The organism is Kitasatospora albolonga, from assembly GCF_039535905.1.
Taxonomy (GTDB): domain Bacteria; phylum Actinomycetota; class Actinomycetes; order Streptomycetales; family Streptomycetaceae; genus Kitasatospora; species Kitasatospora albolonga.
This window is the reverse complement of record NZ_BAAAYB010000098.1, coordinates 1-21387: the sequence shown is the minus strand read 5'-3', so window position 1 is coordinate 21387 and position 21387 is coordinate 1. Positions and strand designations below refer to the sequence as shown.

Sequence of the window (21387 nt, the reverse complement as noted above, 5' to 3'; positions counted from 1 at the left end):
ACCAAGGATGACGCATGTCGCTCCGATCATATGAGGAGGGGTGCTGGCCGGGGGTACGGTACGGGGCCATTTGTACTCATCACGGCCGGTCGGCTACCGCCGTGAGGGTTCGTTCACCCGTACGCCGCAGCGGTGGCGCCGGACCCTTCACCCCGCCAGGTGGGCGGCCAGGCGGTCGAGCGAGGAGTTCAGGCCGGCCTCGGCCTGCGGGCCGAGGTACTGCGGCGGCACCTCGGTCTGGTGCAGCCGGACGGCCGTGCGGCCGTCGCCCAGGTCGGTGAGGTGGATCGCGCTGCGCATCGTGGTCCCCCGGACCCGGAAGACCAGCAGCTCCGGCTCGGTGACGGTCTCGAAGACGGCGTCGAGCGGGAAGCTCCGGTCCGTCCCGTCGACCACCATGGTGCTCTCGAACCGCCCGCCCGCGAACGGCTCGATGGTGACGCTCTCCAACGGGACGTGGGTGCCCTCCGGGCCCCAGAAGTCCACGAAGCGCTCCGGGGTGACGTAGGCGTGGAAGACGTCCGCGCGGTCGGCCCGGAGGACGCGGTCGATGGTGAGCTCGCCGAGGTCGGTCATGTCGTACTCCCTGTGTCGCGGGGCTCCGGACGAGCCCCTCGCAGGGGTGGACCGCCGACCCCGGCCGGACTCATCGGTCCCGGCGGAGGTTCTTCGGCGGGTTCACTCCCACTGGCGCTGGGCGAGCGAGGTGACGGGCATCGGCTTGCCGATGACGGCCAGCGCGACGAAGAAGTTGATCTGGCCGATCGCGATGGTCAGGGTGGCCATCGCCTTCTCGTCGTGGTGCGCGGCCACCTCGGCGTACAGCTCGTCGGTGACCCGCTCGCGTCCGGGCGGGGCGGGCTGCAGGGTCGCCTCCACCAGGGCCAGCGCGGCGCGCTCGGCCGGGGTGAAGCAGAGCGCGTCCTGCCAGGAGGAGACGGCGGTGATGCGCTCCTCGGTCTCGCCGGCCTTGCGGAGGAAGCCGGTGTTGAGGGTGGTCAGGTAGGTGTTGTGGACGATCTGACCGGCCCTCAGGTGCACCAGGTTGATCGTGGTCCGGGGCACCGAGCGGTTGCCCGTGGCCTTGAAGAGGGCGGTGCTGACCTCGGCCAGCTCGGGGACGAACCGGCCGGGGTCGGGCATCCGGGAGATCGACTGCGCGGTCATGACGGGGTTCCTCGTCTCTGTCGGGGCCTTCACCACACCGACGGACGGGAGCGCGGAAGTGTGACGGCCGGTCAGTCGTCCAGGCGGGGCGGCAGGCCGAAGAGCGGGAACAGCGCGTCGGTGTTCAGGAAGTTGTTCAGCCCGGTGATCCGGCCGTCCCGGACGTCCAGCACCTGGAGCGCCCAGGGCAGGAAGCCGCCGGCCGGGTCGGGGCGGTACTGGGCGAAGGCCGGGGCGCCGTTGGCGGAGACCGGGAGCAGGCGGGAGCCGCGGCAGCCGCCGCCCGGGCCGTGCAGCCAGAGCAGGTACTGGTCCAGGCCGCGGAGCCACATCTCGAACGGCGGCATGGAGAGGACCACGTCCTCGTGCAGCAGGGCGGCCAGCCGGTCCAGGTCGAAGCTCTCGAAGGCGGAGACGAACTTCTCCAGCAGCTCGCGCTGGCCGGGGTCGAGCGGCGCGGCCGGCTCGGTGTCCGTCCCCGGCTGCGCGGCCAGGGCCGAACGGGCGCGCTGCATCGCGCTGTTGACCGAGGCCACGGTGGTCTCCAGCAGCTCCGCCACCTCGGCCGCCGACCAGCCCACCACCTCGCGCAGGATCAGCACCGCACGCTGCCGGGGGGCCAGCCGCTGGAGCGCCGCGACGAAGGCCAGCCGGACCGACTCGCGCTGCGCGGCCAGTTCGGCCGGGTCCCCGGCCAGCACCCAGGCGTCCGGCACCGGGCCGATCCAGGTGACCTCGGGCAGCTGGGTCCCGTACGCCTCGGCGACCGGCACCGGGCCGGTGAGGTCCATCGGCCGGGCCCGCTTCTGACGGCCCTTCAGGGCGTCCAGGCAGACGTTGGTGGCGATCCGGTACAGCCAGGTGCGCAGTGCGGCCCGGCCCTCGAAGCCCCGGTGGCCGCGCCAGGCGCGGATCATCGTCTCCTGCACGGCGTCCTCGGCCTCGAAGGCCGACCCCAGCATCCGGTAGCAGTAGCCCGTGAGCTCCCGCCGGTACCCTTCGAGCTCCTGCTCGACCTCCGCCGTGACCGCCATCCGGTCCCCCCGTCGCCGCTGTCGACCTGCTGATCGGTCGACCGCCGACGCTACCCCAGCGCTCCGACGGGGCGCGGCCCCGGTCAGCGGGCGAGGTCAGCGGTCCGGGTCAGCGGGCGAGGTCAGCGGGCCGGGTCCGACAGTGCGGCGTGTGCCCGGTCGGCCAGGCCGTCGGCCCCGCAGCGCCGGGCCAGTGCCAGCCCCTCCTCGAAGCGGGGCCGGGCCTCGGCCGGGCGGCCGGCCCGGGCCAGCGCCGTGCCGAGGTCGACCAGGGCGAGGGCGTGCTCGTAGCGGGCGGGGGAGTGCTCCAGCCGCCGGACCGCCTCCTCCAGGAGGGGCAGCGCGCGCGGCCCGTCGTGCACCGCGGCGGCCAGCCGCAGGGCGCTGCCCACCGCCGCGCCGGGGCCGAACTCCTCGGCGCGGCGCACCGACTCTGCGGCCAACTCCCTTGCCCGGTCCGGGTCCTGGGGCAGCAGGGCGAGGGCCAGGTGGCCGGTCCAGGGAGCCCAGACCGGATTGCGCCAGCCACGGGCGTCCAGGGCCGCTCCGGCCCGGGTCAGCGCTTCGACGGCCGCGGCGGCGTCGCCCCGGGCGAGCAGCAGCCGGCCGTACAGGGTCGGGGCGTCGGGCAGCACCATCACCGTGGGGAACGGCGGCTCGAAGGCGTACCGCCGCGCGAGGTTCCAGGCCTCCTCGGGCCGGCCACGGGCGAGCAGCGTGTCGGCCAGCACCCCGACGGCGAACCACTGCAGCGGGATGCCCGGCGCGATCCGCTCGGCGATCCGCAGCGAGCGCCGCAGCAGCTGCTCGGCCTCGGCGAGGTCGCCGCAGCGGAAGTGGAGCAGGCCGGTCAGGAACAGCGCGAACCCCAGGTGCCCACCGCTCCAGCCGGCCACCTGGTAGGCCAGCACCGCCTCGTCGAACAGGGCCCGGGCCCGGTCCGCCCGGTCCGCGTAGAGGTAGGCGATGCCGAGCACACCGGGGAGTTCGAAGCCCCAGGTGGTGTTGGTCCAGCCGAGCTCGGAGGGGAGCCGGCCGTCCTCCAGGACCCACTCCGCCAGCGCGACCGCCCGGGTGGCGTCGCCGCCCCGGAGGACCAGCTCCCAGCAGCGCAGCACCGAGACGGCCGGGTCCGTCCCGTCGGCCCGGGCGTGGCTCCGGGCGTACTCCTCCAAGCGCCGGAAGCGGTCGGGCCCGTCCACCTCCTCGGCCTGGAACGCCGCGAACATCAGCGCCGCCACCTCCAGCCGCCCGCGCCCCGGTCCGGGGGCGGTCCGGGCGGCCTCCTCGGCGCAGGCCGCGGCGGCCTCGCGCAGCCGGTTGCTGTGGGCCAGTGCCTGGGCCAGCCGGAAGGTGGCGTCCACCCGGAGCGCGGCGGTGAGCCCCGGCTCCTCGTCCAGGGCCAGCCGGAGCTGGTTCACGGTGGTGGCCGGGTCGGTCAGCAGCGCCGAACAGCCGAGCTCGTACAGCACCGCGGCGCGCTCCGTCCCGTCCGGCGGCTCGCTCATCGCCCGTCGGAGGCAGCGCTGCGCCGCCTCGGGGGCGCCGGTGGCCAGGTGTTCGGCGGCGGCCCGGCGCAGGCGGTGCACCGTCTCCGGGTCGCCGTCGGGCAGCGTCTCCAGCAGGTGACGGGAGGCGGCGAGCAGGCCCAGGCCCGCGTTCTCGATCGCAGTGGCGGCGACGCCGTGCATGCCGGTGCGGACGGCGGGCGGAATGGACCGGTAGACCGAGGTGGCGATCAGCGGGTGGACGAACTCCAGCCGCCCGTCGGCCGTGCTGGTCAGCACGCGCTGCCGACGCAGCTCGCGGACCGAGTCGGCGGCGGTGTCCGGCCCCTGGGCGGAGATGGCCGCCGCGAGGTCCGGGCGGATCCCGGTGCCGAGCAGCGCGGCCGCCCAGGCGAACCGGAGGGTGCTCGGCCCGAGCCTGGACAGCCAGTGGTCCAGCGTCAGGCCCAGGGTGTCCGAGGCGAGTTCGCGCAGCTGCCCGGCGTTGCCGGCGACCGGGGCCAGCCCCTGCTCGTGCACCTCGCGCAGCAGCGCCCCGGTCGCGAACGGGTTGCCGCCGGTGACCGCCCAGACCTGACGGCAGAAGGCCTCGTCCGCCTGCTCCCCGAGCGAGTCGCGGACCAGGCCGGCCACCGAGTCCGGCCGCAACGGGCGCAGTTCGTGCAGCCGGTCGGCGCTCTCCCGGATGCCCCGCAGCAGGTCCGGGGTCCGGTCGGGCAACTCGTCGGACCGGTCGCGGCAGGCGGCCACCAGCAGCACCGGGAGCTCCCGGGCCCGCCCCGCGAAGGCGGCCAGCCAGCCGAGCGACTCCGGATCGGCCCAGTGCAGGTCGTCCACGACCACCACCAACGGCTCCAGCAGCCGGGCGAGTTGGACCAGGACGAAGTCCAGGCCGTCGCGGACGCCCTGCGGGTCGGGCGCCCCGACGGGCGGCAGCAGGCCGACGGCGGGGCCGACCACCTCGTGCCAGTGGCCGGTGACCTGCCGCTGCCCGTCCTCGCCCAGCCCGGCCAGCGCCGGCTGCAGCAACTGCCGCACCACGTGGAAGGGTTCGTTGCGACGGCGCTCGCCGCCCCGGGCGAACAGCACCGTGCAGCCCGCCCGCTTCGCCAGCCGGCGGACCTCGGTGACCAGCGCCGTCTTGCCGACCCCGGCCGGCCCGCCGTAGAGCAGCAGCCCGCCGATCCCGGCCGCCCCGGTGGGGTCGCAGAGCGCCCGGACCGCCTCCTCCGCGGCCCTGGTCTCCGCCTCGCGCTCGTACAGCGCGGCCCGTTCCTGAGCTGCCCCCACGGTGTCCCCCTCGGCGCCGGACTCTCCCCCCGGCCGAGGCTAGCGCCGCGCCGGTGCCGATGGGACGTACTTGCCGTTGCGGGCCCGGCACTCCTCCGCGGGCTGCCGTCAGCACGGGTGCCACCACGGGGATGCCGCCGCGCTCGTCACGGAAGGGGGTGTCCACCACGTCCGGGGCGACGAGGGTGACGCCGACGCCGACGCCGACGCCGATGCCGTCCCCGGCCACCAGGAGCCGGACGTTCTCGGCCAGGGCGTGCGCGGCCCACGTGGTGACGGAGTACATGGTGCCGGGCAGGCTGACCCTCGGCGCCGTGCTCGTGGGTGGTTGCCGGCCCCGTAGGGGTCGGTCGAGCCCGAGCCGGCCCCCGAGGCGTCCCGCCCGGCGTAGCCTGCGGAGCATGACTGAGAGCAAGGCCGGGAAGACGGCGGAGCCGAAGCCGGCCGTGAAGCGGGCGGCCGCGAAGCCGGGGAAGCCGGAGACGCACCTGGGGATGGTGCGGCGGGCGCGGAGGATCAACCGGGCGTTGGCGGAGGTGTACCCGTACGCGCACCCGGAGCTGGACTTCGAGAGCCCCTTCGAGCTGTTGGTGGCGACGGTGCTGTCGGCGCAGACCACCGACCTGAGGGTGAATCAGACCACTCCGGCGCTGTTCGCGAAGTACCCGACGCCGGAGGACATGGCGGCGGCGGTGCCGGAGGAGCTGGAGGAGGTCATCCGGCCGACGGGCTTCTTCCGGTCCAAGGCCAAGTCGCTGATCGGGCTGTCGATCGCGCTGCGGGACGACTTCGGCGGCGAGGTGCCGGGCCGGCTGGAGGACCTGGTGACGCTGCCGGGCGTCGGCCGCAAGACCGCCAACGTGGTGCTGGGCAACGTCTTCGGCGTCCCCGGCATCACCGTGGACACCCACTTCGGGCGGCTGGCCCGGCGGTTCGGCTGGACCGAGGACGAGGACCCGGTGAAGGTCGAGGCCACCGTGGCGGAGATCTTCCCGAAGTCGGAGTGGACGATGCTCTCGCACCGGGTGGTCTTCCACGGCCGCCGGATCTGCCACGCCCGCCGCCCGGCCTGCGGGGCCTGCCCGATCACCGCGCTCTGCCCCTCGTACGGGGTCGGCGAGATCGATCCGGAGAAGGCCGCGAAGTTGCTGAAGTACGAGAAGGGCGGCCAGCCGGGACAGCGGCTGAGGCCCCCGGCCGACTACCCTGGCGAACCCGCCCGTCCGGCGGGGTGGGTGTCCGTGGGGGAGGCTGAGGCGGAGTGACCGGTCGTCAGATGGTGCGGGTGGAGCGGGACGGGCTGCCGGAGTGGCTGGTGCCCGTGCGCGAGGCGGCGGAGACCGTCCGGCCGGAGCAGCTGAGCCGCTTCCTGCCGCCGGCCGAGGGCGGTCGCGCGTCGGCGGTGCTGGTGCTGTTCGGTGACGGTCCGTCCGGTCCCGACCTGCTGCTGATCGAGCGGGCCCGGGCACTGCGCTCGCACGCCGGCCAGCCCTCCTTCCCCGGCGGCGCGCTGGATCCGGAGGACGGCGATCCGCAGGGCGACGGCCCGGTGGCGGCCGCGCTGCGCGAGGCGGAGGAGGAGACCGGGCTTGACCCGAGCGGGGTGCAGGTCTTCGCCACCCTGCCCGCGCTCTACATCCCGGTGAGCGGCTTCGTGGTGACGCCGGTGCTGGGGTGGTGGCGGCGCGAGACGCCGGTCGCCCCGGTGGACCTGGCCGAGACCGGTGCGGTGTTCCGGGTGCCGATCACCGAACTGACCGACCCGGCCAACCGGGCCAGGCTGCGGCACCCCTCCGGGCACGTCGGCCCGGCCTTCGAGGTGGCGGGGCGGCTGGTCTGGGGGTTCACGGCCGGGGTGATCGACCGGGTGCTGCACTACAGCGGTCTGGAGCGGGAGTGGGACGCCTCCCGCACGCTGAGCCTCTGACGCCGGGTCACGGCCGGCCGGGGCCGTGTCCGGGGGTTCGGCCGGCGGCTCGGCCAGCGGCTCGGCCGGCGGCCCGGCCGGGGGCCCAGCCTGGGGCTCGGCCGGGGGCCCGATCGGGATCCGCGGCGGGACCGGCGGTTCTGCGGCGTCGGGATCCGGCTTTGTCCGGGCCTTCGGCCATTCGGGCGGCGACCCGTGGGAGGGTAGCCGGGTGAACGTCCTGGATCTTCTGCTGATCGTCGCCGCGCTGGGTTTCGCCGTCACCGGCTACCGGCAGGGCTTCGTGGTCGGCGTGCTGTCGGTGCTCGGTTTCCTGGGCGGCGGTCTGATCGCCGTCCAGTTGCTGCCGCTGCTGCTGCGCCACCTGGACCCCGGCACGGTGGCCTCGGTGGTGGCGGTGCTGGTGGTGATCGTCTTCGCGGCGGTCGGCCAGGCGGTCACCACGCACTTCGGGTGGAAGCTGCGCGGGCACATCGGCCGCCGCCCGGCCCGCACCCTGGACGCGATCGGCGGCTCCGTGGTCAACGTGATCTCGATGCTGCTGGTGGCCTGGCTGATCGGATCGGCCCTGGCGGGCACCTCGATGCCGACGGTCTCCAAGCAGGTCCGCAGTTCGCAGGTGCTCGGCGGGGTGCAGGCGACGCTGCCCGCCTCCGCGCCGAACTGGTTCCGCGACTTCACCCACGCACTGGCCAGGAACGGCTTCCCCCAGGTCTTCAACCCCTTCGAGCGGGAGCAGATCACCGAGGTCAGCCCGCCCGATCCGGCGCTCGCGGCCAGCCCGGTGGTGACCCGGGCCCGGCAGAGCCTGGTGAAGGTGGTCGGCACCGCCACCGCCTGCGGCAAGACCCTGGAGGGCACCGGTTTCGTCTTCGCCCCGCACCGGGTGATGACCAACGCCCACGTGGTCGGCGGCGTCGACGAGCCGACCGTGCAGGTCGGCGGCACCGGCAAGCTCTACGACGCCACCGTGGTCCGCTACGACTGGCAGCGCGACATCGCGGTGCTGGACGTCCCCAAGCTGGACGCACCGGCGCTGGAGTTCGCCGACGAGGCGAAGAGCAACGACAGCGCGATCGTGGCCGGCTTCCCGGAGAACGGTGCCTTCAACGTCCAGCCCGCCCGCATCCGCGGCCGGATCAAGGCCACCGGCTCGGACATCTACCACCGGGGTCAGGTGGTCCGGGACATCTACTCGATCCGCTCGCTGGTCCGTCAGGGCAACAGCGGTGGACCGCTGTTGAGCCCGGAGGGCAAGGTCTTCGGCGTGGTGTTCGCCAAGTCGCTGGACAGTTCGGACACCGGGTACGTGCTCACCGCCGCCGAGGTGCAGGGCGAGGCGGTGGCGGGCGCCTCCGCGACCGGGCGGGTGGACACCGAGGGCTGCGCGCTCTGACGGCCCCTCCGTCCGCCTCCGGCCCGGGGGCGGACGGGGCGCGTCCGATCGCGTTCCCGACCTCCGCCGTTCTGCGGGCCGTGGCTGGTAGCGTCGCCCCGAGCTCACCCGTTCGGCTCAACTGCCGTGCGGGGCGGACGAGCCGACGACGGGTCAGCGAGCTGGGACGACGGAGGACGACCGGCCATGATGGGTCACTCGCACGCGGTCAGCGGGGCGATGCTGTACGCGGGCACCGCACCGTTCCTGGCGCCGGTGCTGTTCGGCGTCCACCTGGCGCCCGCCGACGTCCTGATGGGCACCGTCCTGGCAGCCGGCGCGGCGCTGCTGCCGGACCTCGACCACCACGACGGCACCATCGCCAACTTCCTCGGCCCGGTCTCCCGGCTGCTCTGCCGCTTCGTGGCCTGGGCCTCCGGCGGACACCGGCACGCCACCCACTCGCTGCTCTTCGTCGCCCTGATGGGCGGGGGCACCTGGGCGGGCATCACCTACCTGGGCCGCAACTTCACCCTGGGCACGACGTTCTTCCTGCTCGCCCTGGCCATCCGGGCCCTGCGGCTGCACCCGCCCGGCGACGGTCCGACGATGTGGATCACCATCGTCGGCCTCTCCGTGCTCGGCACCGCCGGCATGGACACCTGGCTGCCCAGCGCCCCCGGCTGGCTCCCGTACGCGGTGGCCCTCGGCACGCTGGCCCACCTGCTGGGCGACTGCCTCACCAAGAAGGGCGCGCCGCTGCTCTGGCCGCACAAGGAGCGCTACGAGACGGTGCTGATCAAGCGCAGCGGCAACGCCGTGGAGACCAAGGTGCTGGTGCCGATCATGTCGGTGGCCACCTTCGTGCTGCTCTGGTTCACCGCCGTCTCGCCGACGGTCCTCAGCTAGCGCCTGCTCCGAACTAGCCCTCGCGGCGCAGGCGCGCCCCGACCCAGCGGGCGCGCCGCCCGAGGATGCGCGGGATTCCCAACGGGTGCTCGTCGCCGGCCTGGCGCTGGCGGCCGATCCGGCTGTGGCCGTCGTACTCGCGCGGCCAGTCGACGGCTTGGGTCTCGGGGTAGGGGTACTGCGGGCTGTCGGCACGGCGGCGTCGGCGCGTGACAGCTTCGCGATCGGGCATCCAGGTCATACCGGATGGATGCCCGCGCTCCGGGCGGGCTAATCGCTACCGGATGGTCGCCTGGCCTATGCGATTGTCATATGAGTCTGCCGATATGAGACTCCGTCAGGACGGTCTGCGGGCTCCGTCGACCTCCGGACGGAGGCCCGCTGCTCCGTCAGGACCGTTGTCAGGTCGGGGCGTCGGGGGTGGATCTCGAGGCTGGACCTTGGGGCCGTCAGGGCCGGAGGGCAGGGCCCGTCAGGGCTGGTGCTCGCGCACCCAGGAGACCAGCTCCGCCGAGAACTGCTCCGGCACCTCCTCGTGCGGGTAGTGCCCGACCCCGGGCAGCAGCCGCCACCGGTACGGCGCCTCGACGTACTCCCCGGCGCCCAGCGCGGTGTGGGAGAGCAGCACCGGGTCGGCCGCGCCCTGGACGTGCAGGGTCGGCGCGGTGATCGGACGCTTCATCCGGCGGGCGAACTGGATGCCGTCCGGGCGGGCCATCGAGCGCAGCAGCCAGCGGTACGGCTCGATCGAGCAGTGCGCAGTGCTGGGGATCTGGATGGCCTGCCGGTAGGCGTGCAGGGCGTCGGGGCCCAGCTGGTTGGGGCCGGTCCAGGCGTTCAGGTACTCGCCCACCAGGGCGCCGTCGTCCGCCACCAGCTTGCGCTCGGGCACCCAGGGGCGCTGGAAGCTCAGGACGTGGTCGAAGGCGGCCATCTGCCGACGGTCCGTCAGCAGCGCACGGCGCAGGTGGCGCGGGTGCGCGGCGGAGACCACGGTCAGGCTGCGGATCACCGAGGGCCGCATCACGGCCGCCACCCAGGCCAGCGAACCGCCCATCGCGTGGCCGACCAGGTGGGCCTGGCGCTCGCCCAGGGAGCGGATCACGCCGGTGATGTCGAGCGCCAGGTTGCCGGGGTCGTAGCCGCGCGGGGTGCGGTCGCTGCCGCCGACCCCGCGCAGGTCCAGCGCCACCGCCCGGAACCCGGCCTCGGCCAGCGCGGTCAACTGGTGCCGCCAGGCCCACCAGTACTCGGGCCAGCCGTGCACCAGCAGCACCAGTGGGCCCTCGCCGACCTCGGCGATGTGGAACCGGGCGCCGTTCGCCGCCAGGTCGCGGTGGGACCACGGCCCGGCCGAACGCAGCTCCCAGGGGGTCTCGGCGATCTCGACGGCTCTCGTTCCGGGGGTCGGCCTGTTGGCGGTCAGCGACATACCGAGAGCCTGTCACACCCGACGGCGGATCGGCCGCCCGGCACTCGGTCCGGCCGGCTTCCGGGTGGCGGACGGCGGATGGTGGACGGCGGGTGGCGGACGGCGGGTGGCTGGCGGGTGCCCCTGCTCGCGGTCGTCAGTTCGCGGCCTCGGCTCGGGCCCGTGCTCGGCCCCGTGCTCGGGCCGTCCGCTCGCCGCTCGGGCCCTCTGACGGGGGCTCAGCGGATGCGGCCGAGGCCCCGGTCGATCTCCTCCTGGGTGGCCGGGCGCGGCCGGGCGTTCTTCAGCACGTCGGCGGTCTTCTGCGCGCCCTCGATGGTGCGGCGCGGCTTCTCGATCCGCTTGAACGAGCGCAGCGCCAGCAGGCCGAGCAGCACGGCCAGCAGCAGGTAGGCGCCGGCCACGATCAGGAAGGACCAGCCGAGCGAGAGCCCCAGCGCGTGCAGGCCGTACGCGGCGGCGGCGCTCAGCATCGGCACGGCGGCCAGCGCCACCACGCCCGCGACGATCAGCGAGACGCCGCCGGAGACACCGCGCTTCACGTCCTGGCGGATCTCGGCCTTGGCGAGCGCGATCTCGTCGTGCACCAGGGCGGAGAGGTCGGCGGTGGCCGCGGCGAAGAGCTGGCCCACCGAACGCTCGCCCTCGTAGGGCGCCCGTCCGTCGCCGATGGGGTCTGCGGTTCCTGCGGGCATCAGCGGGTCTCCTTCGGCTTGGGCTGCGGTCCTCGGCGTTCGGTACCGACAGCTCTGAATCATGCCTCTACCGGCCAGTCCGGCACCACTCCGGGGCACCCCGGGGGCGACGGCGTGTCACTCGTGAGGGTTCGACGGGTCGTCAGGTGGCTCGGCGTCAGGTCGCCTGCTGCTGGTAGACGTCCGGGATGCCGTCGCCGTCGGAGTCCCGGTCCTCCTCCTCGCAGAGCGCGCGGTAGTGCCGGTTGCGGAGCTTCAGCAGCACGGTGGCGATCAGCGCGCAGAGCAGCGAACCCACCAGCACGGCAGCCTTGGCCCGGTCGGCCAGCTCCGGGTCGCCGGGGAAGGCCAGCTCGCTGATCAGCAGCGAGACGGTGAAGCCGATCCCGGCCAGCACCGAGACCGCGAACAGGTCGGCCCACTTGAGTTGCGGGTTCAGTTCGGCCCGGGTGAAGCGGGCGGCCAGCCAGGTGCCGCCGAAGATGCCGACGGTCTTGCCGATCAGCAGCCCGAGCACGATCCCGAGCGGCGTCGCCTGGGTGAACACTTCCTCGAGTGCACTGCCGGACACCGTCACACCGGCGGCGAAGAGGGCGAACACCGGCACCGCGAAGCCGGCCGACAGCGGCCGCACCAGGTGCTCGATGTGCTCGCCGGGGGAGACCTTCTCGCCCTCCTCCCGGTGGCAGCGCAGGATCAGGCCCATCGCCACGCCGGCCACCGTGGCGTGCACCCCGCTCTCGTGCATCAGTGCCCAGATCGCCACGCCCAGCGGCACGAACAGGTACCAGCCGTGGACTCCACGGCGGTGCAGGAACCAGAACAGCACCAGCCCGGCGAAGGAGAGCCCGAGCGCCCAGAACTTGATGCCCGAGCTGTAGAACACCGCGATGATCAGGATGGCGATCAGGTCGTCCACCACGGCCAGGGTGAGCAGGAACGCCCGCAGCGCGGACGGGAGGTGACTGCCCACCACCGCCAGCACGCCGAGCGCGAAGGCGATGTCGGTCGCGGTCGGGATCGCCCAGCCGGCCGGGTGACCGCCGGGCCCCGCGTTGGCCAGTGTGTAGACGACCGCGGGCAGCGCGACGCCGCAGGCCGCCGCCACCACCGGCAGCGCGGCGGCCGCGGGATTACGCAGCTCACCGGCCACGAACTCGCGCTTCAACTCGATCCCGGCCACGAAGAAGAAGATCGTCAGCAGGCCGTCCTTGGCCCAGGCGTCCAGGGAGAGGTCGAGGTGGAGCGGCGCGGACGGCCCGACCGTGAACTCCTTGACGCTCTCGTACGCGTCCGGCCAGACGTTCGCCCAGATGAGCGCGGCGGTCGCGGCCAACAGGAGGAGGACTCCGCCCACGGTCTCGGTGCGCAGGGCGTCGGCGATGTACGTCCGCTCGGGGAGCGAGAGCCTGCCGAGGAGCTGACGGCGGGTCGGGGTGGGCGGCGGCGTGGCCACGGTGGCGGACCTCCAGGGCGGGGCGGCGGGGTGTGGCCACGGGCGTGGACACACGGGTGGTGTGGTGCCGACCAGACTTCCCGGCGCGCCTCGGAGATCTTGTTGTGTTTTTGACAGCTTATCGGGCTCGGTTCGGGAACCCAGAGGCGGCGTCCGGTTTGCCTATTTTATGAACGCCGCCACCTTCCGCTCGTGCACTCGGAGTGCGCTCCGACTGCCGTGGCACCGTTCCCGGGCACCGTCGGGGCGACGCAAGGGCACCACCCGGGGCGCGCTCGCCGTGCGCTGGACGTGCGCTCGCTCGAATGGCCGCAGCGTCGTGCGACGCTCCCGGGGCGTTCCTATGGTCAGGGCAGTGTGCCGCCCAGCAGGGGCGCCAGCTCGTCCCTCCGGGAGCACGTGATGGTCAGTCAGCAACCCTCTCCCATACCCGCCCCGTCCGCGCCGCCGCCCACCTCGCCGCTCTCCCCCGAACTCGCCCAGCTGCTCCGACCGCTCTTCAGCGGTGCGGCGCCGGGCGGCGGAATCGCCGTCGCCGTCATCCGGGGCGGCGAACGGACGGTGGTCTGCCGGGGTTACGCCGACCGCTCCGGCTCCCGTCCCGTCCGCGCCGACACCCGCTTCGCCCTCGGCTCCGTCACCAAGACCTTCACCGGACTGCTCCTCGCCGAGATGGTGGCCCGGGGCGAAGTCCGCTACGAGGACCCGATCGACCGCTACCTCCCGGCCGACGCGCTCCCCGGCTACCCGCAGGAGCGCCCGATCACCCTGCTCCATCTGGCCACCCACACCTCCGGGCTGCCCCGACTGCCGGTCGGCCTGACCCCGGCGGCCGTGCCGCGCTGGTTCACCGACCCGTACGCGAGCTTCAGCCGCCCGCACCTGCTCCGCGCGCTGCCCCGAACACCCGTGCGCGGCATGCCGGGTGCGCAGTACCGCTACTCCAGCCTCGGCTGCGGGCTGCTCGGCCTGGCCCTGGAGAACGCGGCCGGCCTGCGTTACGAGGAGCTGCTAGCGGGCCGGGTCTGCGGCCCGCTCGGTCTGGTAGACACCTCCTGCGCGGAGGACCGCGAGCCGTCCTCCGGCTACCGGCGCGGGCGTCGGGTCTCCTCCTTCCGCCTGCCCGCCCTGCCCGGAGCCGCCGCCCTCAGCTCGACGGCGGACGACATGCTGCGCTACCTCCAGGCCCACCTGGCGGTGGACGCGGTGCCGATCCCGGAGCGGGGCGGTGCGGCGGCGGCGCTGCGCTCGGCCCTGCGGGACGTCCGGCTGCCGCGGGTGGAGCGGCGTAGGGGCAGCGGGGGGAGGGGCGGGGTGCGGATCGCCCTGACGTGGAACCAGCGGCCGGTGGAGGACGGCGAGTTGCTGTACCACTCGGGCTCGACCGGCTCTGCCCGCGGCCGGGTCGGGCGGGGCGACAGTGCCGGGAGCGGGGCGCCCTCGGCGGTCTTCGCGGGCTTCAACCCGGTGGCCCAGGTGGGGCTGGTGGCGATGGCCAGCACCCTTCCGGGGTTGCGGCGGCGCTTCACCCAGACCGCCTACGGGACGCTGCGCCGTCTGGCGGCGGGGTAGCGGGGGCTCCCTCGGGACCGAGGGCCGGTCCTGGTCGCGCTGGTCGTGCGGCCGCCCTGGCCACCTTGGTCGGCCTGGTCGGCCGGGGCCTGGTCGTCCGGGCGGTTCTGGTACTGCGGGTGGTCCTGGTGGTGTGGGTGGTCCTGGTGGTGTCCGGTGCCACGGGCACCACCAGGACCGTCCCCTCCGCCGGGGGCGCGGGCCTGGCGGAGCGTCAGCCCGTTGTCCCGGTGATCAGCCCTGGTCGTTGGCCGGGAGCTGCGACTGGATGGTGTTCATCACGGAGGCGTCGGCGAGGGTGGTGGTGTCGCCGACCTCGCGGCCTTCGGCGATGTCGCGGAGCAGGCGGCGCATGATCTTGCCGGAGCGGGTCTTCGGCAGCTCGCTGACGACCTTGATCTGCTTGGGCTTGGCGATGGGGCCGAGGGTCTTGCCGACGTGGTTGCGCAGGTCGGCGATGAGCTCCTCGCTCTCGGTGGCGTTGCCGCGCAGGATCACGAACGCGACGATGGCCTGGCCGGTGGTGGCGTCGGTGGCGCCGACGACGGCGGACTCGGCCACGGACGGGTGGCCGACGAGGGCGGACTCGACCTCGGTGGTGGAGATGTTGTGGCCGGAGACCAGCATCACGTCGTCGACCCGGCCGAGCAGCCAGATGTCGCCGTCCTCGTCCTTCTTGGCGCCGTCACCCGCGAAGTAGCGGCCCTCGAAGCGCGACCAGTAGGTGTCGATGTAGCGCTGGTCGTCGCCCCAGATGGTGCGGAGCATGGAGGGCCAGGGCTCGGTGAGGACGAGGTAGCCGCCGGAGCCGTTGGGGACCTCGCGGGCCTCGTCGTCGACGACGGTGGCGGCGATGCCGGGCAGGGCGCGCTGGGCGGAGCCGGGCTTGGTCTCGGTGACGCCGGGCAGCGGGCTGATCATCATGGCGCCGGTCTCGGTCTGCCACCAGGTGTCGACGATGGGGGTCTTGTTCGCGCCGATGTGCTCGCGGTACCAGACCCACGCCTCGGGGTTGATCGGCTCGCCGACGCTGCCCAGCACCCGCAGGGTGGAGAGGTCGAACTTGGCGGGGATGTCGTCGCCCCACTTCATGAAGGTGCGGATCGCGGTCGGCGCCGTGTAGAGGATGGTGACGCCGTACTTCTGCACGATCTCCCAGAACCGGCCCTGGTGGGGGGTGTCGGGGGTGCCCTCGTAGATGACCTGGGTGGCGCCGTTGGCGAGGGGGCCGTAGACGATGTAGGAGTGGCCGGTGACCCAGCCGATGTCGGCGGTGCACCAGTAGACGTCGGTCTCCGGCTTGAGGTCGAAGACGGCGTGGTGGGTGTAGGCGGCCTGGGTGAGGTAGCCGCCGGAGGTGTGCAGGATGCCCTTGGGCTTCCCCGTGGTGCCGGAGGTGTAGAGGATGAAGAGCGGGTGCTCCGCGTCGTGGGCCTGGGGGGTGTGGTCGGTGGACTGGCGCTCCACCAGCTCGTGCCACCAGAAGTCGCGGCCCTCGGTCCACTGCACCTCCTGGCCGGTGCGGCGGATGACCAGGACCTTCTCGACGCCGTCGACCTTGGTGAGGGCCTCGTCGATGGCGGGCTTGAGGGCGGAGGGCTTGCCGCGGCGGTAGCCGCCGTCGGCGGTGATGACGACCTTGGCGTCGGCGTCGGTGATGCGGGAGGCCACGGCGTCGGCGGAGAAGCCGCCGAAGACCACCGAGTGGGTGGCGCCGATGCGGGCGCAGGCGAGGATCGCGACGACGGCTTCGGCGATCATCGGGAGGTAGACGGCGACGCGGTCGCCCTTGCGGACGCCGAGCTCCAGCAGGGCGTTGGCGGCCTGGGAGACCTCGTCCTTGAGCTGGGCGTAGGTGATGGAGCGGGAGTCGCCGGGCTCGCCCTCGAAGTGGATGGCGACGCGGTCGCCGTTGCCGGCCTCGACGTGGCGGTCCACGCAGTTGTAGGCGACGTTGAGGGTGCCGTCGGCGAACCACTTGGCGAACGGCGGGTTCGACCAGTCCAGGGTCTCGGTGGGCTCGATGGCCCAGGTGAGGCGGCGGGCCTGCTCGGCCCAGAAGCCGAGCCGGTCCTCGGAGGCCTGCGCGTACGCGGCCGCGGTGACGTTCGCGTTGGCCGCCAGCTCCGCGGGCGGCGCGAAGCGACGCTCCTCCTTGAGCAGGTTGGCCAGGCTCTCGTTGCTCAACGCGCACTCCTCATCGAGTCTCAATGCTGCGGGGAACCCCGTGCGGAGGGATTGTCCCGTGTGTCCCAGCGCACAGCTCACCAGGCGAACCGGCATGTTGACAAGAGGCGCCCGTTAATTGGTGTAGACCTTTGACCGGCGCGTGACCAGGGGGTGGACACAGGGTGCGGGGGATTCCGGGCGGGGTGAGGAGGCTCCGGGCCTCCGGCCTGCGGTGGGCGGTTCCGGGGGCGGCGGCCGCAGGCGGGGACACATCGGCGCAGGCTCTGTCAGATGGCGGCGGCACCGGATGGGGTGAGCCTGCGGAAGGCATTGACGGCTCGTCAGGCCGGTACTCCACTGTCAGAGCGGACGGGGCCCGGCCGGCACTGGGTCGGCCGCTCCCCACCGTGGCAGGGGGACAGCCATGCCCACCGCACCGGTCCCGCCGACCGAACCCTCATCTCCCCTCTCCAAGCCTTCATCCGACGCTCCTTCCGGCGCTCCTTCCGAGGTGTCTTCCGAATCGGTGACCGTTGGACCCGGGCCGGCTCCCGGGTCTGCCGCGGCCGTCGAAGTGCGGCCGCTCCCGGGCGACTTCGCGGTGGTCCGGATGGGTGGCCGGGGCGGCCGCGCGATCCGGATCGGACAGTGGCTCAACGGCGACGGTTTCGCCGACTTCGAGCACGCCTTCGTCTACGTGGGGAACGAGGAGCTGGTCGAGGCCCAGCCGGGCGGGGCCGAACTGCGCCCCCTCTCGGTCTACACCGACGGCCGCCCGGTCCGATGGTCCACCGGTCGCTTCCCGCTGACGGACCACCAGCGCAGGGCGATCGTCGCCGCTGCTCTCGGGTACGTCGGCACCCCGTACAGCGTGGCCGACTACTTCGCCCTGGCCGCGCACCGCTTCCACCTGCCGGTCGGCCCGCTGCTCAGGGCCTACGTGGCGGACAGCCGCCACATGATCTGCTCCCAACTGGTCGACCAGTGCTACCAGGACGCCGGCGTCCACCTCTTCTCCGACGGTCGCTGGCCCGGGTACGTGACTCCGGCGGACCTGGCCAACCTCCTGGCCTAGGGGTTTCGCCGGATGCTCCCGAGGCCTGTCGGTGCCTCCCTCGCCCCGGGTCGTGCCGGGGCGAGGGTGGAGCGGCGCCGGGCAGCGGTTCGAGGCCGGGCCGGCTTGCCGGGAGCGGGCCGCTCAGGCCGCGAGCGACCGGGGCGCGAGCTCCTCGGTGGACGGGTGCTCGACGATCACATGGCGCCGGGAGTCCGACGGGTCGTCAGCGCCGGGCTGTCGCTCGGAGACCGGGACGAAGCGACCGATCGCCGGATCGAGCACGTAGGCCTGGGCGTCGGCGAAGTCGAAGTACATCCCGACCAGGCGGAGGCTGCCCTCGGCCACCCTCCGCTCCACCGAAGGATGGGCGAGCAGCTGGTCCAACTGCTGGACCACGTTGGTGATGCAGAGCTGTTCCGCCTCGTCGCTGACCGGCCGGTGGGCGAACTCTGCGGGCACCCGGCGCAGCCGGGCCAGTGAGCCGCGGCCGTTTCGCAGCCAGCGGGCGAGCGGGGTGGGCGGTCCGGTCTGCTCGTGCACGCCGTCCAGCAGGGCCTTCATCGCCCCGCAGCCCGAGTGCCCGCAGATGGTGATGGAGCGGACCTCCAGCACCTCGACCGCGTACTGCACGGCGGCGGCCACCGAGTCGTCGGCAGCACCGGGCTCGTAGGGGGCGGGCACCAGGTTCCCCACGTTCCGCACGGTGAAGAGGTCGCCCGGGCCGCTGCTGGTGATCATGCTGGTGACCAGCCGGGAGTCGGCGCAGGTGAGGAAGAGCTGCGAGGGGGTCTGGCCCTCACGGGCCAGCCGGGCCAGCTCGGGGCGGACCAGCGGGGCGGTGTGCTGCTGGAAGCCGCGCACGCCCTCCAGCAGGCGCCCGTGAGGATCGTCCTCGGCCTGCTCGATGCAGTGGTGGCCGACCCACGGGGTCCAGGCGCGGCAACGGTGCGGGCCGGGGGAGCTGCCGGAGCGCACGGTGCCGTCGGGGTCGAGCACGTCGTCCTCGTGGGGCTCCGTCAGCATCGAGACCCGCCCGCCGCCGGCCTGGTGACCCGCCCGCCAGGTGTGCATCTCCTCGTAGGCGGCGTGGTCGAGGAAGGAGCCGTCGTGGCGGACCGTCACGGCGGTGCCGGGCGGGATCTCGGCCAGTGTCCGGCTGAGCCGGGGCACCACGGCGAAGGTCAGCGGGCCGTGGGTGCGGATGGTGTAGGAGCCGTCGGGCTCGGCCAGCACGTCCACGTGCGCCCTGGTCAGCCGGTGCAGGGCGAGCACGCCCGCCACCGCGCAGCCGACCAGCACGCCCAGCGGTACGCCGATCACCACCACGCCGAGCACGGTGACCAGGTAGACCGGGAACTCCCGGTGCCGGTGCACCCGCCGGATGTGCGCGAAGCTGACCATCTGGAGGCCGACCACCAGGACGAGCGCGGCGAGTGCCGCCAGCGGGATGTGCCGGAAGCCCGTGGCCAGGGTCAGCGCGGCGATCAGGACCCATACGCCGTGCAGCACGGAGGACCACCGACTGGTCGCCCCGGCGCGGATGTTGGCGGTGGAGCGGACCGCGCCGCCGGCCACCGGGAGGCCGCCGAGCAGGCCGGAGACCACGTTGGCGATGCCCTGGCCGCGCAGCTCGCGGTCGAGGTCGATCGGACCGGGGGCCATCCGGCCGACCGCGACGGCGGAGAGCAGCGACTCCACCCCGGCCACGACCGTCATGGTGAGGGCGGCGGCGAGCAGCGTCGGCCAGTGCTGTTCCAGCAGCGAGAGGGAGGGCAGGGCCGCGATGCCGTGCTGCTCCCAGGTGGGGAGCTCGACCTTGGCCAGGGTCAGACCGAGGACCGCGGACAGACCGGTGGCGGCGCCGACCGCGACCAGGGCGGCGGGGATCCTGGTGGCCTGGGCGCCGATCCGCCCGGCCCGTCCCGGGAGGCGGCTCAACCGGGGCCAGCCGAAGAGCAGGACGATCGCCAGCGCGCCGACGGCGAGGGCGGGCAGGTGGGCGGCGGAGAGCTGACCGGGGAGCGCGATCAGGTTGGCCAGGGCGGCGCTCTGCGGGGATCCGCCCAGCACCACGTGGAGTTGGGCGATGGCGATCGTCAGGCCGACGCCGGCGAGCATGCCGTGCACGATGGCGGGGGAGACGGCGAGTGCCGCCCGGGCCACCTTGATGGAGCCCAGCAGCAGCTGGAGCAGGCCGGCGACGACCACGACCGCACAGGTCAGCGACCAGCCGAACTGGGTGATCAGCCCGGCCACGACCACGGTCAGCGCGGCGGACGGACCGGTCACCTGCAGCGGCACTCCGCCGAGCGCGCCGGCGACCAGGCCGCCGACGGCGGCGGCCACCAGGCCGGCGGTGAGCGGAGCGCCGGTGGCCAGGGCGATGCCGAGGGAGAACGGAACGGCGATCAGGAAGACCACGACGGAGGCCGGGAGGTCCCGCAGGAGGGAGGCTCGCGGGGCAGGGGCCCCGGCGGGGGGCGGCGCGTGGTCGGTGGTGTCGGAGGCGATGGGAGCGGAGGAGATGTCGAGGGTCATGGTTGCCCGTCTTTCCGGGGGAACGAACGCAGTCAGGTCCGGGGTGGTGCTCGGGGGATCGGATCGGCTGTCGTGGGTCGCGACGGTGTGGCGGGGATGGTGGTGTCCACCCTTGAACTATCAAGACTCGGTAAACCGAGAGTAATGAGAGCTTTGCACAGCGTAAAATCGAGTGGTAGATCCGAGCGTTGGATTCACTCGAATGGGGAGTAGTCGAACCAGTCGGGAATATGGGAGAGTTCGCGCCCGAGATCGCTGCCGGGAGCGCTGACGGCGCCGCAGCCGGGGGCGTGCCCGGCCGCAGAGCAGACGAGGGCGGCCCCTGTGGGGCCGCCCTCGTGCGTGCGACTGCTGGTCCGACGGGGCGTCAGACGCCTGCGGCATCCAGCCGGCCGGCCCGCGCCGGGCCGAGCGTGAAGCCGCGGTCCACCTGGGTGGCCAGGTCGACGCCGGTCTTGGCGTTGCCCCAGCTCTCCGCGTTCCGCAGGTGGAAGTGGACGGCCTGCTCGGTGTACCGCTGGGGGTCGCGGGCGTCGAACGCCGCGTCGGCCTGCTCGCGCAGCACCTCCAGCACGGCGCGGTTGGCGGGATCCAGTTCGCGCAGTGCGGGCTCTGTGCCCTGCTCCAGTCGGCGTAGCCCGAGTCCGACTTTCCGGAAGCTGGCCATCAGGTCTGTCGGGGGGGGGGGACCTCGTCGACGGAGGAATGGCCAGGTCGTCCGGGCTCTGCACCCTTGTTGCCCACCAACCTGATCGCCATCCCGGAAGTCCCGGCGTACTCGCTGTTTGTACTTTGGGGTAGATGGAGACGGTCCCTTGCCCGGTTTGGCTCGGCGATCAGAAGGTCGGGTCGAAGCGGGTGAACAGGCCGAGGCGTAAGGATTCCGGAGCGCAGCTGGCGTCATGTCCGTCACGCCACAGTACTCGTCCGGATCCGTCCTGCAGGTTTTCAGAGGTGAAGCTCGCGCAGCGCCGACCTGGAGTGGCAGCAAGGCCCGCCGAGGTCCCTACCCTCAGGCGTGCATAACGACCCGGTGGCCGCATGCAGGCGGACCGGCCATTCCTCGTCGAGCGCCAACCGGCCCGCGCGCAGGCATGGCGTAGACAGCGGATTCTGCCTCCAAAAGATCCGCGCACGTCCGGGAGCCCCGGCCACGTCGGAGTGTCTTCGAATCATCCTCCTACCCGCGGAGCGGAGCTGCATCGTGGGTTCTCCCCGCGCAGGTACTCCTTGATCTTCGGGCGAGAGTGCGCGCCGG

At 73.4% G+C, this 21387-nt stretch carries 17 protein-coding genes; 6 read left to right on the top strand and 11 right to left on the bottom strand.

From position 1 onward, the window contains the following. Positions 1–147 precede the first annotated feature (147 nt). The 4 genes from ABD946_RS24230 to ABD946_RS24215 form a co-directional block, all read right to left on the bottom strand. A complete protein-coding gene (locus tag ABD946_RS24230; RefSeq protein WP_345286949.1) occupies positions 148–576 on the bottom strand; it encodes an SRPBCC family protein in 429 nt (142 codons plus the stop codon). Between the two features lie 102 nt (positions 577–678). Then, positions 679–1167: a carboxymuconolactone decarboxylase family protein gene (locus tag ABD946_RS24225; RefSeq protein WP_345286947.1), complete on the bottom strand. Its 489-nt coding sequence runs from the start codon at positions 1165–1167 to the stop codon at positions 679–681. Positions 1168–1238: 71 nt separating this feature from the next. Further along, positions 1239–2201 (bottom strand): sigma-70 family RNA polymerase sigma factor, encoded by a 963-nt coding sequence (locus ABD946_RS24220; protein ID WP_345286945.1) that lies wholly within the window; start codon positions 2199–2201, stop codon positions 1239–1241. Between the two features lie 122 nt (positions 2202–2323). Continuing rightward, complete coding sequence (locus ABD946_RS24215; RefSeq protein ID WP_345286943.1) at positions 2324–4999, bottom strand: ATP-binding protein; 2676 nt, start codon at positions 4997–4999, stop codon at positions 2324–2326. Between the two features lie 401 nt (positions 5000–5400). Between ABD946_RS24215 and nth the strand changes: the two genes are divergently transcribed. The 4 genes from nth (at position 5401) to ABD946_RS24195 (ending at position 9210) form a co-directional block, all read left to right on the top strand. Further along, complete coding sequence (nth, locus tag ABD946_RS24210) at positions 5401–6264, top strand: endonuclease III (protein WP_345286941.1); 864 nt, start codon at positions 5401–5403, stop codon at positions 6262–6264. A gap of 11 nt (positions 6265–6275) precedes the next feature. Next, positions 6276–6926, top strand: coding sequence for an NUDIX hydrolase (locus tag ABD946_RS24205; RefSeq protein WP_345287266.1), 651 nt, complete (start codon positions 6276–6278; stop codon positions 6924–6926). A gap of 211 nt (positions 6927–7137) precedes the next feature. Further along, the gene (locus ABD946_RS24200; RefSeq protein WP_345286939.1) at positions 7138–8322 is read left to right on the top strand and encodes a MarP family serine protease; all 1185 of its coding nucleotides are present in this window, start codon (positions 7138–7140) and stop codon (positions 8320–8322) included. A 186-nt stretch (positions 8323–8508) separates the two neighbouring features. Then, positions 8509–9210, top strand: coding sequence for a metal-dependent hydrolase (locus ABD946_RS24195; RefSeq protein ID WP_345286937.1), 702 nt, complete (start codon positions 8509–8511; stop codon positions 9208–9210). A gap of 13 nt (positions 9211–9223) precedes the next feature. Here ABD946_RS24195 and ABD946_RS24190 read toward each other — a convergent pair whose 3' ends face one another. The 4 genes from ABD946_RS24190 to nhaA all read right to left on the bottom strand — a co-directional run bounded on the left by ABD946_RS24190 (position 9224) and on the right by nhaA (position 12793). Beyond that, on the bottom strand, positions 9224–9442 hold the full coding sequence (locus tag ABD946_RS24190; RefSeq protein ID WP_345286935.1) for a hypothetical protein: 219 nt from the start codon (positions 9440–9442) through the stop codon (positions 9224–9226). Positions 9443–9682: 240 nt separating this feature from the next. Beyond that, a complete protein-coding gene (locus ABD946_RS24185) occupies positions 9683–10642 on the bottom strand; it encodes an alpha/beta fold hydrolase (RefSeq protein WP_345286933.1) in 960 nt (319 codons plus the stop codon). A gap of 218 nt (positions 10643–10860) precedes the next feature. Further along, positions 10861–11337, bottom strand: a complete 477-nt coding sequence (locus ABD946_RS24180) for a phage holin family protein (protein ID WP_345286931.1) — start codon at positions 11335–11337, stop codon at positions 10861–10863. A 157-nt stretch (positions 11338–11494) separates the two neighbouring features. Beyond that, positions 11495–12793, bottom strand: a complete 1299-nt coding sequence (gene nhaA, locus ABD946_RS24175) for a Na+/H+ antiporter NhaA (RefSeq protein ID WP_345286929.1) — start codon at positions 12791–12793, stop codon at positions 11495–11497. 402 nt (positions 12794–13195) lie between these two features. Here nhaA and ABD946_RS24170 point away from each other — a divergent pair, with 402 nt between their 5' ends. Further along, positions 13196–14365: a serine hydrolase domain-containing protein gene (locus ABD946_RS24170; RefSeq protein ID WP_345286927.1), complete on the top strand. Its 1170-nt coding sequence runs from the start codon at positions 13196–13198 to the stop codon at positions 14363–14365. A gap of 234 nt (positions 14366–14599) precedes the next feature. On the opposite strand, the gene acs is transcribed toward ABD946_RS24170, so the two are convergent. Beyond that, positions 14600–16552 (bottom strand): acetate--CoA ligase, encoded by a 1953-nt coding sequence (acs, locus tag ABD946_RS24165; protein ID WP_345286925.1) that lies wholly within the window; start codon positions 16550–16552, stop codon positions 14600–14602. A gap of 508 nt (positions 16553–17060) precedes the next feature. Between acs and ABD946_RS24160 the strand changes: the two genes are divergently transcribed. Beyond that, complete coding sequence (locus ABD946_RS24160; protein ID WP_345286923.1) at positions 17061–17609, top strand: hypothetical protein; 549 nt, start codon at positions 17061–17063, stop codon at positions 17607–17609. 123 nt (positions 17610–17732) lie between these two features. Here ABD946_RS24160 and ABD946_RS24155 read toward each other — a convergent pair whose 3' ends face one another. Together ABD946_RS24155 and ABD946_RS24150 are read right to left on the bottom strand one after the other, a co-directional pair. Next, positions 17733–20129 (bottom strand): SulP family inorganic anion transporter, encoded by a 2397-nt coding sequence (locus ABD946_RS24155; RefSeq protein WP_345286921.1) that lies wholly within the window; start codon positions 20127–20129, stop codon positions 17733–17735. A 367-nt stretch (positions 20130–20496) separates the two neighbouring features. Next, positions 20497–20796 (bottom strand): hypothetical protein, encoded by a 300-nt coding sequence (locus ABD946_RS24150; protein WP_345286919.1) that lies wholly within the window; start codon positions 20794–20796, stop codon positions 20497–20499. Positions 20797–21387: the final 591 nt, after the last annotated feature.

What these genes read in the sequence shown, in the direction of transcription:
- ABD946_RS24230 (WP_345286949.1), bottom strand. Translation starts at nt 576, where the DNA reads ATGACCGACCTCGGCGAGCTCACCATCGACCGCGTCCTCCGGGCCGAC.
- ABD946_RS24225 (WP_345286947.1), bottom strand. Translation starts at nt 1,167, where the DNA reads ATGACCGCGCAGTCGATCTCCCGGATGCCCGACCCCGGCCGGTTCGTC.
- ABD946_RS24220 (WP_345286945.1), bottom strand. Translation starts at nt 2,201, where the DNA reads ATGGCGGTCACGGCGGAGGTCGAGCAGGAGCTCGAAGGGTACCGGCGG.
- nth (WP_345286941.1), top strand. Translation starts at nt 5,401, where the DNA reads ATGACTGAGAGCAAGGCCGGGAAGACGGCGGAGCCGAAGCCGGCCGTG.
- ABD946_RS24205 (WP_345287266.1), top strand. Translation starts at nt 6,276, where the DNA reads ATGGTGCGGGTGGAGCGGGACGGGCTGCCGGAGTGGCTGGTGCCCGTG.
- ABD946_RS24195 (WP_345286937.1), top strand. Translation starts at nt 8,509, where the DNA reads ATGATGGGTCACTCGCACGCGGTCAGCGGGGCGATGCTGTACGCGGGC.
- ABD946_RS24190 (WP_345286935.1), bottom strand. Translation starts at nt 9,442, where the DNA reads ATGCCCGATCGCGAAGCTGTCACGCGCCGACGCCGCCGTGCCGACAGC.
- ABD946_RS24185 (WP_345286933.1), bottom strand. Translation starts at nt 10,642, where the DNA reads ATGTCGCTGACCGCCAACAGGCCGACCCCCGGAACGAGAGCCGTCGAG.
- ABD946_RS24180 (WP_345286931.1), bottom strand. Translation starts at nt 11,337, where the DNA reads ATGCCCGCAGGAACCGCAGACCCCATCGGCGACGGACGGGCGCCCTAC.
- ABD946_RS24170 (WP_345286927.1), top strand. Translation starts at nt 13,196, where the DNA reads ATGGTCAGTCAGCAACCCTCTCCCATACCCGCCCCGTCCGCGCCGCCG.
- ABD946_RS24155 (WP_345286921.1), bottom strand. Translation starts at nt 20,129, where the DNA reads ATGACCCTCGACATCTCCTCCGCTCCCATCGCCTCCGACACCACCGAC.
- ABD946_RS24150 (WP_345286919.1), bottom strand. Translation starts at nt 20,796, where the DNA reads ATGGCCAGCTTCCGGAAAGTCGGACTCGGGCTACGCCGACTGGAGCAG.